The 13,847-nt window shown below is 54.5% G+C and carries 11 protein-coding genes; 7 read left to right on the top strand and 4 right to left on the bottom strand.

The window, feature by feature from the left end; translation table 11 throughout:
• Positions 1 to 136 precede the first annotated feature (136 nt).
• Positions 137 to 1,723: a hypothetical protein gene (locus HY788_06970; GenBank protein ID MBI4773910.1), complete on the top strand. Its 1,587-nt coding sequence runs from the start codon at positions 137 to 139 to the stop codon at positions 1,721 to 1,723.
• Positions 1,720 to 2,229 carry a hypothetical protein gene (locus HY788_06965; protein MBI4773909.1) on the top strand — a complete coding sequence of 170 codons (510 nt, stop codon included), beginning with the start codon at positions 1,720 to 1,722 and terminating at the stop codon, positions 2,227 to 2,229. The genes HY788_06970 and HY788_06965 overlap by 4 nt, the downstream gene beginning before the upstream one ends.
• Before the next feature lie 122 nt (positions 2,230 to 2,351).
• On the opposite strand, the gene HY788_06960 is transcribed toward HY788_06965, so the two are convergent.
• Positions 2,352 to 3,782: a sigma-54-dependent Fis family transcriptional regulator gene (locus tag HY788_06960; GenBank protein MBI4773908.1), complete on the bottom strand. Its 1,431-nt coding sequence runs from the start codon at positions 3,780 to 3,782 to the stop codon at positions 2,352 to 2,354.
• 439 nt (positions 3,783 to 4,221) lie between these two features.
• On the opposite strand from HY788_06960, the gene HY788_06955 reads away from it, so the two are divergent.
• The 5 genes from HY788_06955 to HY788_06935 all read left to right on the top strand — a co-directional run bounded on the left by HY788_06955 (position 4,222) and on the right by HY788_06935 (position 8,912).
• Positions 4,222 to 4,392: a hypothetical protein gene (locus HY788_06955; GenBank protein MBI4773907.1), complete on the top strand. Its 171-nt coding sequence runs from the start codon at positions 4,222 to 4,224 to the stop codon at positions 4,390 to 4,392.
• 385 nt (positions 4,393 to 4,777) lie between these two features.
• On the top strand, positions 4,778 to 5,167 hold the full coding sequence (locus tag HY788_06950) for an S-adenosylmethionine decarboxylase (protein ID MBI4773906.1): 390 nt from the start codon (positions 4,778 to 4,780) through the stop codon (positions 5,165 to 5,167).
• A gap of 1 nt (position 5,168) precedes the next feature.
• Positions 5,169 to 6,167 carry a GNAT family N-acetyltransferase gene (locus tag HY788_06945; GenBank protein ID MBI4773905.1) on the top strand — a complete coding sequence of 333 codons (999 nt, stop codon included), beginning with the start codon at positions 5,169 to 5,171 and terminating at the stop codon, positions 6,165 to 6,167.
• Positions 6,168 to 6,304: 137 nt separating this feature from the next.
• Positions 6,305 to 7,579, top strand: coding sequence for an ATP-grasp domain-containing protein (locus tag HY788_06940; GenBank protein ID MBI4773904.1), 1,275 nt, complete (start codon positions 6,305 to 6,307; stop codon positions 7,577 to 7,579).
• A gap of 4 nt (positions 7,580 to 7,583) precedes the next feature.
• The gene (locus tag HY788_06935; GenBank protein ID MBI4773903.1) at positions 7,584 to 8,912 is read left to right on the top strand and encodes a decarboxylase; all 1,329 of its coding nucleotides are present in this window, start codon (positions 7,584 to 7,586) and stop codon (positions 8,910 to 8,912) included.
• 239 nt (positions 8,913 to 9,151) lie between these two features.
• Here the strand turns inward: HY788_06935 and HY788_06930 are convergent, their stop codons facing one another.
• From HY788_06930 to lexA, 3 genes are read right to left on the bottom strand one after another with little or no spacing between them, the layout of a single operon-like run.
• Complete coding sequence (locus tag HY788_06930; GenBank protein MBI4773902.1) at positions 9,152 to 9,892, bottom strand: hypothetical protein; 741 nt, start codon at positions 9,890 to 9,892, stop codon at positions 9,152 to 9,154.
• Positions 9,892 to 12,921: an N-6 DNA methylase gene (locus HY788_06925; GenBank protein ID MBI4773901.1), complete on the bottom strand. Its 3,030-nt coding sequence runs from the start codon at positions 12,919 to 12,921 to the stop codon at positions 9,892 to 9,894. Before HY788_06925 ends, HY788_06930 begins: the two co-directional genes overlap by 1 nt.
• Positions 12,918 to 13,559: a transcriptional repressor LexA gene (gene lexA / locus HY788_06920; GenBank protein ID MBI4773900.1), complete on the bottom strand. Its 642-nt coding sequence runs from the start codon at positions 13,557 to 13,559 to the stop codon at positions 12,918 to 12,920. The genes HY788_06925 and lexA overlap by 4 nt, the downstream gene beginning before the upstream one ends.
• Between the last annotated feature and the right edge of the window lie 288 nt (positions 13,560 to 13,847).

Below are 13,847 nucleotides of genomic sequence, written 5' to 3'. Positions count from 1 at the left end.
TCGCTCCCACGGCCGCGCACGCGATTTCAACCCGTCCCTGCTTGATTGATTTGGAGCACACCGGATAAGATAAACAAAGCGTACACATTCTTAACTGGAACGATGTTCTCCTGAAACAAACGTCGGGTTTTGCAGCATGCTCCATCTCTCCCAAGAAGAGGCCTATGCCTACGTGTTCGCCGCGGCGGCGGTTTCGGAGGCGCGCGGTCTTCCGTTGGCGGACCGGCTGCGCATCATCGATTCGTTTCCGAACCCGACCCGTGTTGCCGATGAAGATCCCCTGCCTGCGCCGGCAAGCGCGGCTGAAACGTGCGGAGTCCGGCTTTCCGAGTCGTTCTTGAGACAGGTACGGCGTAACGCAGGCCTTTACAGGGAGAAGGCCAAGCGGTGGTTGGACGGCGGATTGCGGGTGTTGAAGAACCGGGATTCCGGCGAACGCGACGGGCCTCGGATTTTTTTCGTCTTCGGGAGTGAACCGAAGAAGGACGCGCGCAGGGTGGCCGTGCTGAATTCCAGAAAGCCGGGACGGATCACTCCGGACGAACGATGGCCCAAAGTGACCGGGCATCTGGCCGGGAAGGCCTGTGAGGAAGGGTTCGATTTGGTGACAAGTTACGGCAACGTTCCTTACGACCTGGTGAGTCATGTGGGGAACAAACTGGGCGCACACGTGTGGGTGGTGTGTCCGGACGGCAGCCCGTTTCGACTATCGGAGGGAAGCCGTTTGGGGTCCGAATTCCCGGGCCGGGCCGAACTCTTCCATTCCGGAAGGACCACCTTCGTATCTCCTTTGCCGCCCTGTTCCAGGCGGCTCCACCGGGAAGCGGCGGCTCTCCGGGACCGATGCGTTGGAAATCTGGCGCATGAAATCTGGGTGGCGGAAATCCGCGGCGGGGGAAACATGGAAGCCGTGGGGCGACGGGCCCTCGAGCGGGGCAAACCGGTGCGCGTATATGCTCCGGGAAGGTTCGGCGCTTCCACGGGCGGCAATCGCAATCTGCTGGAAACGGCGTGCGGCGGGAATGTCGGGCGTATCGACACGCACTCTCATCCCGGCCTTGTCCCAAAGGGAGAAGGCCAAGGCTGGAAGGCGAATGTCAACTCAACAGGGACGACCTGCGCTGGTTTAACCGCCAAGACGCCGGCATCGCGGCTCGATGAGCCCATACTCGTGCATTATACCCGTCGCTGCAACGGCGCCTGGCCCGGCCAGACGCATCGAGACTATCTCGAGGGGGTGCTCGGGGGAGCGGAAGACTTCGAGCACACGGCCTTCCAGGCTCTCCGGCGCATCCTGAGAGAAGGACGAATCCGCGCCGGCCACCGCCTCATCCGGGGCGCCCTGGACACGGTTTCGTTCACCGAATGCGAGCCCGACGAGATCCGGCGATTGATCCGATGGCAGTCGGCCCTTGTGCGGTGGAGCTTCGAGCCTTACGGGATCGTGTTTCCCAAGGCTTTGCTCGAGGAGATGGGCGCGGTTCCTGTCCTCTACGGAGACGCGCAAACGTACGAAGCACTGGATGAAGTCCAGAAGTTCCGCTTTCAGCATCTGGACCCCAACCGAACCGACTGGTCCCAAGAGAAGGAATGGCGGTGCAGGGGGGACCTGATGCTTTCGGCTGTTCCCGGAGATCGTCTGAGGGTCATTGCGCCGTCGGACGAAGAGGCGGCGGAGATTTGGCGAGAGTACGGCGTCGAGCGATGGGCGGAAGAGAAATGACGGCGAAAACCTCCTCTTTTTTGCGGCGTGAAGCGGTTCCCGCCGTTCTCATGATGGGATCCGTGGTTCCGGCGCTTTTTCTCGGCTACATCCTGGATGTGGCACTGGTCCATTTGTACGCGTCTTACCAGAATACGGGATTGCCACAGATTACGGTTCCGGTGTACGAGGCTCTGGCCGGGCATCGGGGTCTTGCCCAGGAAATCATGCTGGCCTGCTGGCTGGGCATGGCGGTGTGGTTCGTGAAGCAGGCGTTGAGTTATACCTCGTCCGAAACCTTCCGGAGTCGATTCCTGATGGGTTTTGCGGTGATGTGGCTGGCGATGCTATCCATTTTCCTAGGGATTTTGAGCGCGTGTCTGGCGCCGTCGGATATACTCCTGGCCCGCATATCCGACGGGTACCGGGGTTATGCGGTGTTGCACGCGATCATCGGTTTCGAACTGCTGGCCGTGCCGGTCCTGGCGATCAAGGCGATCCGTGTCCGAAAGAGAGAACGAACCTGACCGAAGGGCCAACAAAACGATGGTTCGCCGTGCGGAGCCTTGCGATGCGGCAACTTGAGGAGCGGAGGACCATTCACGCCACAGGTATGTAGGGGCGGCTTTGAAAGCCGCCCTTCAGTTTACTATCGGCGAGGTATCGATTTTTTGAAATTTTCTTTTTGGAGACCCAGCCGTTTCATCTTGTTAAACAGTCCCCGGGGATGAATGCCGGCCAGTTCGGCGGCCTGTCCAACACGGCCCTCGGTTTTCTCGAGCACCATTTGAAGATATAGCCGTTCCACCCGTTCCATGACTTCCTGTTGGACTTCCGAGAGGGTTTTGTTTTCCCACGACAGAGGAGTGTTGGCGTCGTTCGGCAGGATTTCCCTGACCGCCGACCGGTCTTCATGGAAACTTCCGGGTAGATCTTTTAGCGTGATCTCACGGGACTTGCTGAGCAGCATGGCCCGCTCGATGACGTTCATCAGTTCGCGCACGTTTCCGGGCCAATCATAGCGGCATAGAGCGTCCATGGCCGCCGGCGAGATGCGGTCCACCTCACGGGCGATCTTGTTCCGGTAGTAACGTAGGAATTGTTCCGCAATGGCGGGGATGTCCGTTCTTCGTTTTCGCAGGGGCGGTATGGTCAGCGTCACGATGCTCAAGCGATAGTACAGGTCCTGGCGAAAGTTTCCCTGCTGCACTTCCGTCTCCAGATCCCGGTTGGTAGCGGCGATGACTCGAACGTCCACCCAGATGGGACTTTCCCCGCCGATGGGCTGGACTTCATAGTCCTGGAGCACTCGGAGCAGTTTGGCCTGGAGGTGCAAAGGCATCTCTCCGATTTCGTCCAGGAAAATGGTTCCTCCGTGAGCCAGCTCGAATGCGCCTCGACGAGATCGGATGGCGCCGGTGAACGCTCCCTGCTCGTGTCCGAAGAGTTCGCTTTCAAGGAGTTGTTCGGGTAAGGCAGCGGTATTGACCGTAACGAAGGGACCGGCCGACCAGGGGCTTTCAGCGTGAATGGCCTTGGCCAGATGCTCTTTGCCGACCCCTGTTTCGCCCTGCAGCAACAGAAGCGTTCTGCTGGGAATCACCTGCTGCACCTCGTCCATGAAGATCTGCATCTCCTCGCTGTGGGAGGAGAAGTCGCCGAGTTTGGGTTTCAATTGGCCTTTGCGATCGAAGCGATCCAGAAGGTGGAACTGCCGCCGGGATTCCAGGGTGGTTTCGATGGCTTCCACAAGGCTTCTATCCGAAACTCGGGCGTAGAGGACGACGTCGGCCCCGGCCGCTACCAATCGGGCGTGTTCTTCGGACGAGTCGGTGTCGTGGAGGATCACGGTCGTCGGCTTTTCAGGCAGGTCGTTGAGCATGGCGATGCCGCCTTCAATGGGATTCGGGATCATGGACCCACTGACAACGATGATGTCTCCGCAACTGCGAACCAGTTCCTGCCAGGCTGTCTTGAGTTGCCTGCAGGACTTGACCTGGACGTCGGAAACGGAAAAGCTTTTTTCCAGTCGCTTTTGCAATGGCTTGTTCCTGATGGCAAAGACAAGTCGGATCAACATGGGCTGTTCTCCTGAAATCGGTATATATCTACCGATTTAGTCGGGCGTACTTTGTTTCCCGGATAGCATCTTTTCAGATGTTAAAGAAAGAGAGATCGCTCCCTCACTATTTTGACCTTTAATATCAATTAGTTATAGAAGCAACACTCCTTTTCGCCTCAAACGCTCCGCGGGTCCCTTCGATCTTTGATGCGTCAGCATGCCGATAAAGTGTAATTAATAGCACTTTGATACAGATTTTTCAATTAATCGGTATTCGTTTACTTAAAAAACATACCGTTGCCCGGTCGGGGGAAACAGGCCATCGGATATTGCTTAATTAAAAAAAGGAGTTATCGGTAGCGTTAATTTGGCATAAAACGTGCTAGAGGGGTAAGACCTATCGTTTTTTCAAGCTCGAATCAGCTTCATATGGACGTGCGAAAACGAGGACAGACAGATGAGGAAAGAGAAAGAGCCCGATCGGAAAAAGAAGCGGGACAACAACCCGAGGGATCGGGAACCGTATGATGAAAATCTGTATGAGGATGAAGAGATTTCGCGTCAAAAAAAATCCGGCGTACGCTTCCATCGAAAAAGGACGCTGAAAGACGAACTCATGGGAAAGTAACCGCAACTTCTTGTGAAGGCAGGCCGCGTTCCAGAAACGAAATTTTCCGGGCCTCAAAAGAGAAGGGAGATGAAGAGGAGTTGGCTTCGAAAGTGCGAGAGCATCGCGAGTGTCCGATTCCAAGGGCGGCTGTTTGGCTGTAACAGCCTGCAGGAACTGTGAGAAGGAAACAAGGAGAGGGTCTCCTCCAGAAACCGCTCGCATGAGCTGCATGGCGTCTCCTCATTCGAGAAGCGGCTGAATCGCCGGAATATCGTATATCCCGGACACCGGAAAAAGGAACGTATTCAACTTAACATTCGGATGAGTGGCCGTGAAGAACGCCGTCCGGAGGTATACTGAACCGGAAACGAGATCCGTTTTACGGCTGGAAAGGAAATAGCGCATGAAGAATACGGCCCTGAAAGCTAGAGAAATAGAAGCAAATGTTTGGGGCATCGCCTCTGCGATTGACATCCACAACTGCGATGCCGACAAAATTCGAGACGCTGAAGCGATCCGGCGTTTTGTGATCAAATTGTGCCAGCTGATCGAGATGAAGCGCTTTGGAGATACCATGGTGGTTCATTTCGGGGAAGACGAGCGGGTAGCAGGGTATTCGATGGTGCAACTCATCGAGACCTCCCTCATCTCCGCTCATTTTGCGAACCAGACGAATGCAACCTATCTGGATGTGTTCAGCTGCAAACCCTATGATCCGGAGACCGTTCAGGCCTTCGCCCAAGAGTATTTCGGAGGTACCCACAGCACTCTCAACGTAACGCTGAGGCGCTAAGATGACTACCGTTAAAACGTGTGAAGACCCTGAAGGGTGCCGGCGTCTCTGGGAACGGATATGGCCCGCCGAGTGCCTGTTCGACTTGTGGCCGGTGCGATCCTGTTTTCTGGAGCCCTTTGATCGTACCCCCTACTTCCTGGTTGCGGAACACAAAGGAGTTGTAAGGGGGATGCTGGCGTTGAGCTGGATCGAGGAGAAGGCGTGTTTCGGTCACTTTCCGGGCGAGACCTGGAACGGGAAGACGTGGCTGGAGCAGAACCGAATCCCGGCCTCCGGCCCCTTGGTAGCCGCGGAGCTTCTGAACCACGTTCCCGCCGAGGCTCATCTGCGATATCTGACCCGGGAATCGCTGCCACAGAATGAAGAACTCGTGGAGCTGGACGAGGTGGGCTATCTCTTTTTCCCAAGACAGTATGATTGGTCCTTCGAAACCTACATGCAGCAGTTTTCAGGTAAAACCCGAAAGAAGCTGGTCCGGGAGTTAAGCCTTCTGAAATCCATGGGCGTTTCCTATCGATATGACACGCTTTCGGATATGGATCATCTGTTCGACTTGAATCGAAACACGTTCGGGGAACGGTCATATTTCAACGATCCCAGGTTCTTGAAGTCCTTCGAAAATCTTGTGTCCTGGCTGCGTAACAACGAACTCCTCCGGATCACCACGGTCATGGTGGGCGGCGAGGTCGCCGCCGTTGACGTTGGTGCGGTGTGGAACCGCTCGTATACCGTTCTGGCCGGAGGCGCGCATTCGGACTTTTCGGGTGTCGGCAAACTGATCAACTTTCACCACATCGAGTGGGCGTGCCAACGTCGTTTGGAAAAGGTCGATTTTCTTTGTGGAGATTTCGGTTGGAAAGAGCGGTTTCATCTGGATCCCCACCCGCTCTTCGAGATTCGAATTGCTCCGTCGCCGGCGCTTCAGGGGAACACCTGCTTCGAAAATAGACCCGCCTTCGAGCGGACTCAGCGCCCTCGTCTTCATCTGCAAATATAATGGTCTTCCGCTGAGGGAAACATACAAGGTTTTCCAAGCGTTCGCTTCGAGAGCCGCACCGCCCAAGGCGGTGCGGCTGCACCATTTGGAGCCTGTCGGCCTTCCCGGACTTCGTCGTAATGAGCTGAAACGGATGTATGCAACCGAATCATAACCCAAAAGTACTGGTGGTCGGTACAACGGCCGACTACATCGAGTGGATCCGCCGCGCATGCCCCGGCCGGGCGCTCTTTCTCACGGAACCGGGGGTGCGGCGGACGGCGCTGGAACCGGCTCCGGCTCCGGTTGAGGAACTCCTTTCCGACTTGGCTGACTACGACGCGGCGAGGGATGCATTGAGGGCGCATCTCCTGGCCTGGGAACTCAAGCTCGACGGAATCGCCTGTTTCGATTGTGAGTCGATGGAGCTGACGGCGGTTCTCGCGGAGGAGTTTCATCTGAGTTATCCTTCCGCCGAAACCATTGGGCGTTGCCGGGACAAGTATGCATCCAAACGGCTCTGGCAAGAAAGCGGAGTGCCGTGTCCTCGAACGCGATTGGTTCGATCATCGGCCGAACTCGGCGCCTTTTTCGAAGACATCGGTGGTCCTTGCGTGTTGAAACCGCTTACGGGCAGCGGCAGTGAGCTGGTGTTTTGCTGCAGCGATCCGGAGGAGTGTGAACGAGCCCTGCTGGAGATCCGGCGCGGATTGGAAGCCAGGGAGACCCATCGGATGTACGGCAACTCCGTATCCAAGGGTCCGTGCGTGGTGGCGGAGGAGTTCGTTGCCGGGACCGAGTTCAGCTGTGATTTCCTTGTCCGGGATGACCGGGTGGATGTTCTACGGCTGACTCGAAAGATTCATTCCACCGAGGGACCCTTCGGCACGATTCGCGGCTATGCCCTGGTTACACGTCCTCCGGGAGACATGGATCAACGTCGGTTCGAGCGGGTTCTTGGTGACGGCGCGAAGGCTTTGGGGATTACCGACGCGATTTGCATGGTGGATTTTCTCGTACGCGACGAGGGCATCGTGCTGTTGGAAATGACTCCCCGCCCCGGTGGGGATTGCCTACCGTTCCTTCTCCGCGAGGCGGGCCATTTGGACCCGCTGATTCTGACCCTCGATATCGCTCAGCGACGCCCCGTCCGCCCCGTTCTCTATACGGGTGCGAAAAACTGGGTAGGGCTGCGCCTGCATGCCGGGCGCAACGGCGTTTTGCGGGCCATGGATGTGCGTCCGCTTCGCCGGGACCCCAGAGTGCGTGAGGTGCATTTAATCCGAACGCCGGGCCACATCGTGCGAATGCCTCCGGAAGACTACGATTCCTGGTTGTTGGGTCATGTCCTAATGGAACCCTTTGCCGAACCGGATGTAGAAACTCAGTGTCACGAGCTTTTTGGACGGTTCGTGGTGGAGATCGAATCATAACATGATGGTTGAAGACCCGATCACGATTCAGGATTTGAAATCCGTGTTCGCCCAGGAATGCCCTACATTGCCCGAGGCGGAGCTTAAGCTTTTTGTACACCATTATTTTCAATTCCGGGACACGTATCTGGACATTCTCGGCATACATCCGCCGCCGATCTATGTTCTGGAGCCCTCGGTCCTGGAGCAAAGAGCGCACCGATTCCGGAATGCCTTCCGCGCACATTTGCCTGAATCGGCTTTTTATTTTGCCGTGAAGAGCAACAACCATCCCGAGGTGTCCAACATCCTTCTTGGCTGCGGCTTCGGCCTCGAGGTGTCCAGCGGTCTCGAACTCGATACGGCCTTAAAGCTCGACGCGCGGGATATTGTCTTCAACGGTCCCGGAAAGACGGAAGCCGAACTGCGGTTGGCCGCAAGGAATCCCGAAAGCGTTGTCGTGCTGATGGACAGCTTCGGGGAACTGCAGCGGCTTGAAGCCATCGCGGCGAAAGAAAACGCGCAGGTTCGAGCCGGCGTGCGCCTGACCACCATCCCGGAAGGGCTTTGGCGGAAATTCGGTATTGTTCCGGACGACTTGCCTTCTTTTTGGGAAACCGCCGCCCGTTGCACCCACGTGCGGTTGGTGGGTCTGCATTTTCATTCCAGCTGGAACCTGACTCCTGACTCCCAGATCGGGTTCACCGAGGTCCTGGCCGGGGTTTTGACGCGGATGCCCGGGTCCTTCAGACAGCAGTTGGAGTTTATCGATATCGGGGGAGGGTACTGGCCGGGTCAGGGTGAATGGCTTCAGACCGCGGGGACTCCGAAGGGCATGCTGAGAAAGGCCCTCATGAGACAGACCGAGTCCGGTCCGGTCCATTACCGGATGCCCGCTCTATCCATCGAGCGCTTCGCCGAACCACTTGCAGCGGCCATTCGAGAACAGATCCTTCCGATTGTGGACTGCCGGATCTTTCTCGAACCGGGTCGATGGATCTGCAACGACGCCATGCATCTCCTGATATCCGTTGTAGACAAGAAGGCCGAGGACCTGGTCATCACGGACGCCGGCGCCAATGCCGTCGGTTGGGAACGGTTCGAGACGGACTATTTCCCGATATTGAACCTGACTCGTCCCGCTATGACGGAAAGGCCATGCCATATCCTGGGGTCTCTGTGCACCCCGCACGATGTCTGGGGATACGGTTACTGGGGCGAAGACATCCGGCCGGGCGACGTGCTCATGATTCCGACGCAAGGAGCGTACACGTACAGCCTCCGGCAACATTTCATCAAACCCGTGCCGCCGGTGATTACGGTTGGGAATGTTGCGTCGACGCCCGGACACTGAAGGTTGAAATGCGGAGGGGGCTGATATGGAGGAAAACGTATCCGTTCAGAGAGATCGGCCCAGAGACATGCTTTCTGGCCCTGAGCGCAAGTTTTCAGGGAACTCGAAAAAGTCGTGGTCTTTTCTTTGGGACCCTTTCCCCACGTCACAGACGACTCATCGTCCAATACTGGGCAAGACGTATTTGGACAAGTCTTAAAAGCACACCTGGCCATTCCCCGCTGTCTGAGGGATGTGCGTCATGCCCGCAAGACCCTTGGTTTGCGGCTAAGCTCGACAGGGGCTTCCACACACAACCACAGATGTGATACCGCTATGGGGCAAGCTTTCCCGTGGCTTTCCAACCATTGAAAATCTCTGCTGTGATTCGAACAGTAGATTTCGCGCTGTTTGAGTAGAGAATGGTTGGTGGTATTCATTTCTCTGCTTCTTTCGATATCGTCAAGGACAGATGCAAGCTTATCATATGAATAGCCGCCTTTTACATATCCGACCATCAAGGCATCCTGCATAGCCCAGGCATAATCGCCGTTGACGAACCGTATTAGGCCTTTCTTGCAGTAGCAGGAAAAAATTGAGTGTTTGCTGTCAATCGGTTTGCATTCTACAAAGAGCCCGTCCTCTTCACTGAGAATCGGTCGTTTCTCCCGTCTTAAACCGAAGACGATATCGGGCATCTTATCGGGATGTTCATTATCATAATTCGTGATCGTAGGTTCTCGAACAACTCGCCCAAAGAGCTCGCAGTTGAATCCATCAACCTCCCCGTTCTTTCGCAAGCGGTTTTCAAGAATCCAGACCAAGTGGAGTGTGATGGCGTCTTCGTGTGCGGATTGTAGGCTGAACCCCTCAATCGGCGTCTCTCTCAGCAACTGCCAGGCCTTTCTGATTACCTTACAGAGAAGCAGCAGGGTACGTTGCGGGATTGGTGGGTGAGGTAATTCGAATTTTACACCCAGGGTAAAAAAACCTTTCGCCATCAGTTCTTTCCCATGGGAAATACGTCAAGATGCTCATTGAGTATATCTATCGCACACAAGCGGGCACGACTTAGCGTCCAGTATCGATATTGGCTAATCATTCCCACTAGTAAGCATGCCTTGTCGTGAACAATAAAACGACTGCATCCTGTTCTATTGGCCTCTTCGGTGATTCGCGAGATAAGGGTCTTCTGCACCGTTCGTGATGGAGTTGCCGAAGCGGCTGATGAAGAAACCACAAAAAAATGCCAAGATGTGGGAATGTCTTCCGCCGGAATCTCTATCTCATCAACCGATACCGTCTCTCTCGTTATGTGGAAGGAAGGCTCGATCATTCGCTGCAGCGCAGCATAGAAGGCTTTGCGCTCAGCCAATTTTGGGGGTGCGTTGGCGCGATCCCGCGCCTCCTTGTAAGGCGAGGCCACTTCAAGCGTATCTTCGACAACCTGTCGGTCGTACTGGTCGAATCGGTAGAGATCAAAAATGAAGTCGTTGATCGCCTTCCATGGTTTTTTGGATCCGCTTTCAAGCTCACGGGACAGTTTCACGGCGATCTCTTGTTGCTGGTCGGACATGTCATGGATTTCCGGGAAAGGAAAGTGGTTGATGTTCTCCTTGAGAAAAGTTCTTCGTTCCGCGCCCATCCTCGAACTCGTCAGCAGCACGTGATACCTGAACAGATCCGCATGAGTGATCAGATAAAGAAGAGCTATAATCAAATCCGCTTCTTTGCTGCCGTGGGCGGAAAAGCCATAATAACTCTTACTGAAAGCTGTTGGTTTTCGAACGACGTATGATTTCGGCGAAAGCGACGAAGAGCCCGGTGACTCCGGCACAATAAGCAAAGGCGGTGTATAAAGTTCCACTAGCCTTAGCCTATGCGCTGTACTACGCTGGAACTTTGGCAGTGACGACGCACGAACCGAGAATTCGCCATTCGGCGGTCGTTGGAAATCGTCCAATTTCTGCATGAATGATGCGTCATATTGGACCTGCTTTGGGGAAAGATTGTACCCCAACCCCGAATACAGACCATTGTTACTCCAGTATTCCTCAACGCTCGGCCATTGCAAGTCGTCTATCTTATGAAGAAGTTCCACGTCGAGAATAGTTCCTATCGACAACGTCTTTAGCAACCGGGAATCCTCCACGGCCTTGCGAGCAGCTACGGGTTGAGCGGATTGATAATCAATACGGATGCGCCCCTCGTCATTAACGCGTCGTTCGAAATGAGGTGTAACAAAATAGAAATGCGTCTCTGCAGCGGGAAGGCGGTTGCGTGCGAAAAAAAGCATGAACGGCTGATCCATACCCGGCCATACTGCGGGGCTATCCGAAAGGTTTGATCCATTCAATATGCCCGTAATTTCGATTCCCTTCAGTATGGCATGAAATGCATCGATGCCCGGCTTCGACTGTTTGAGAAATATGCGTCCGGGCAGAGCCAAAGCAATAATGCCTCCCTGTTTGGCCCATTCGGTCGACCTCCACAGGAAAGGCAGGTCCGGATCGTTATCGGGATTATGGTAAGCCTGCGCAATCTCTTTAAGCCCGCGATTGGCCAGTATCCTACGAGTTAATTCCGTGAATCGTGCATTGATCTTTTCTTGCCCTCTGTTCAGACGAGTCCAAGGGGGATTACCGATGATCATATCGAAACGGCTGTTGAAGTTCTCGGAGACGTCCGAACGCAGACTGCCCAGCACAAAACCTTTGGCCGCCTGCTCTTCAGGTCGTTTGTGATTGTGGAGAACGACTTCCCTCAGTGGTTTTGGGAATTTCAGGCTTTCGGGAGGTTTCGGCGTACCATTAAGTTCAATGGCGGTAATGTAGAGAGACAATGCAGCCAAACGTAAGGCGGACTCATTGACATCGAAACCACAAAGTTGATCATACAGAATGGACTGAATCGTCTTTGTGTCGGGCCGCTTACCATCGTGCTCCCAGCGGGTTGCTACCAGTCTCCTGAACGCCAAAACGAGAAAAATCCCGGCGCCGCAACTTGCGTCGAGTACTTGAGCGTCCTCCCTGGCCGTGACGCCTTCAAATGCCTCGTCGACCAGGTAACGCGCAATATTCTTGGGTGTATAGTACGCGCTGGTCTTTTTCGTGTGTATCGGATCCCACGCCTTGCTGAAATTCTCATACACCTGACTGAGCACACCGACGGGTATGTGGGCAAAGTCAAGATCGCCCCAGTCAATCGTATATTGAAACTGCCCATCTCCTACCTGCTCCCAGCCCTCCAGGATGGCCCGTAGATGAAAGAATAATCTACCTTCTGTTTGTTCATCCGCCTGTCTGAATACACCTTCATAGTCGGGGGGGAGCGGAAGTAGGTCACCGTTGAAGGTTTCGTCGAGCCACCTGCAGGTTGAGACGGAATTGGTCACATTACCGAAACAGTCACCGACTGTCTTCGCTTGCGGACAAACGACATGAAGCTCACTCGCTTCTACTATCTTACGATCCGACAAGAAACGGAAGAACAATGCACGGCCGAGAAATGACAGGACATCCAGAGGTTCGAGTTTGTAGGTTTTTATGAGTCTCTCCGAAGAGTCGGTCATCAGATCATTAATTATCTTGAATACATAATCAGGCTCTTCAGGCTGGCCTTCTGAGGTAAAAACGCCGTTCACGACACTCTGAAAAAAAAGGGGGGCCGCAGAAGAAGCCTTCTTGATGGTTTTTGGGGGGGAGTTAAGCAGGCGGGAACGGTCCAAGTTGATGGGGTAGACATCCAACTCGCCCGGTTTCAGCACACCGAGATACGCCCTCTCACCCCGATTCGCCAGAAGACACTGCAAATTCGGCATCTGGCTGTCGTCCACATTTCGTATCTGTTCTCCCGATAGAATATAAAGGAGGGGCCTGGACTGGAACTCGGCGACGGCATCCACTGTCAGGCGCTCAGTCCCAGACTCCTCGAGCAGATCAAGGTAGTCCAAATGTTTGGGAGTCGGCTTGCCGCCGAGCGACACCACATCGTAACACCCGAAGTTCTTGACTTCCTCTGCGACATTCATGGGGAGCACCGAATATTCCGTGTTCGGACAATTCCCTGGTAACGCCCAAGGATGAGAATCGAGTCGATATTCTCCTTACCATATTTCAGGTCGTGAAAGGAAGGATTGTCGGCTTTGAGAACAAGCGAATCAGGTGATGAATAGACTCGCTTCAATGTAGCCTCCTGCTCTATGAGAACAGCCGCTATTTCCCCATTTTCGACATAATTTCGCTTTTGAATGACGGCGATATCGCCGTTTCTGATTCCGGCTCCGATCATGCTATCGCCCAGTACGTGCAGCGCAAAAAGCTCACCCCCACCAAACAAGCCAGGCGAAATGGGCAGGTGGCCTTCAAGATTGTCTACCGCCCATATGGGTAGACCCGCAGCAATCGTGCCGTACAGAGGGATGAAACCATTCTGTGTCGGAATGCTCTGCGTGGATAAGGGCGACAACCGAATTCCACGAGCTTTTCCGAAATTCAGACGGACATAGCCTTTCTTTTCGATCAGAGCGAGATGATTACGGACGGCGTTGAGGCTGCCCAACCCGAAGTGCGCACGTATTTCCTCCTGAGTTGGCGGGTAGCCGTTGTCCCTCTGCCATGCTGCAATGAATTCGTATATCTCGGACTGCTTGTTAGTCAGGCTCTTCAATGTGGTCCCCGGGCAAGTTCATAAATACTGCTATAATTAACAGTGATATTATACACAGTATGTAGAGAAACGCAAGACTCAAGTTGATTCAGACGATTTTCTTACTCGATTCTTATTTTATTGATATTGCGTAGTTTATTATGTCTGTTCATGACCGTCGAGGGCAGAAAATCGGGGAGGAGTATTCCGATTTTTGTTTGGAACTTAATAGGAGTCAGGACTGCATGTATGCCTCTGGTGCGTGCCCTATCCTCCGAAATACAGCCTTCACCCTATTCGCTTCGGTTT

It is taken from the genome of Deltaproteobacteria bacterium (assembly GCA_016208165.1).
GTDB lineage: Bacteria > Desulfobacterota > Desulfarculia > JACQYL01 > JACQYL01 > JACQYL01.
This window is presented reverse-complemented; position numbering and strand designations above follow the sequence as displayed.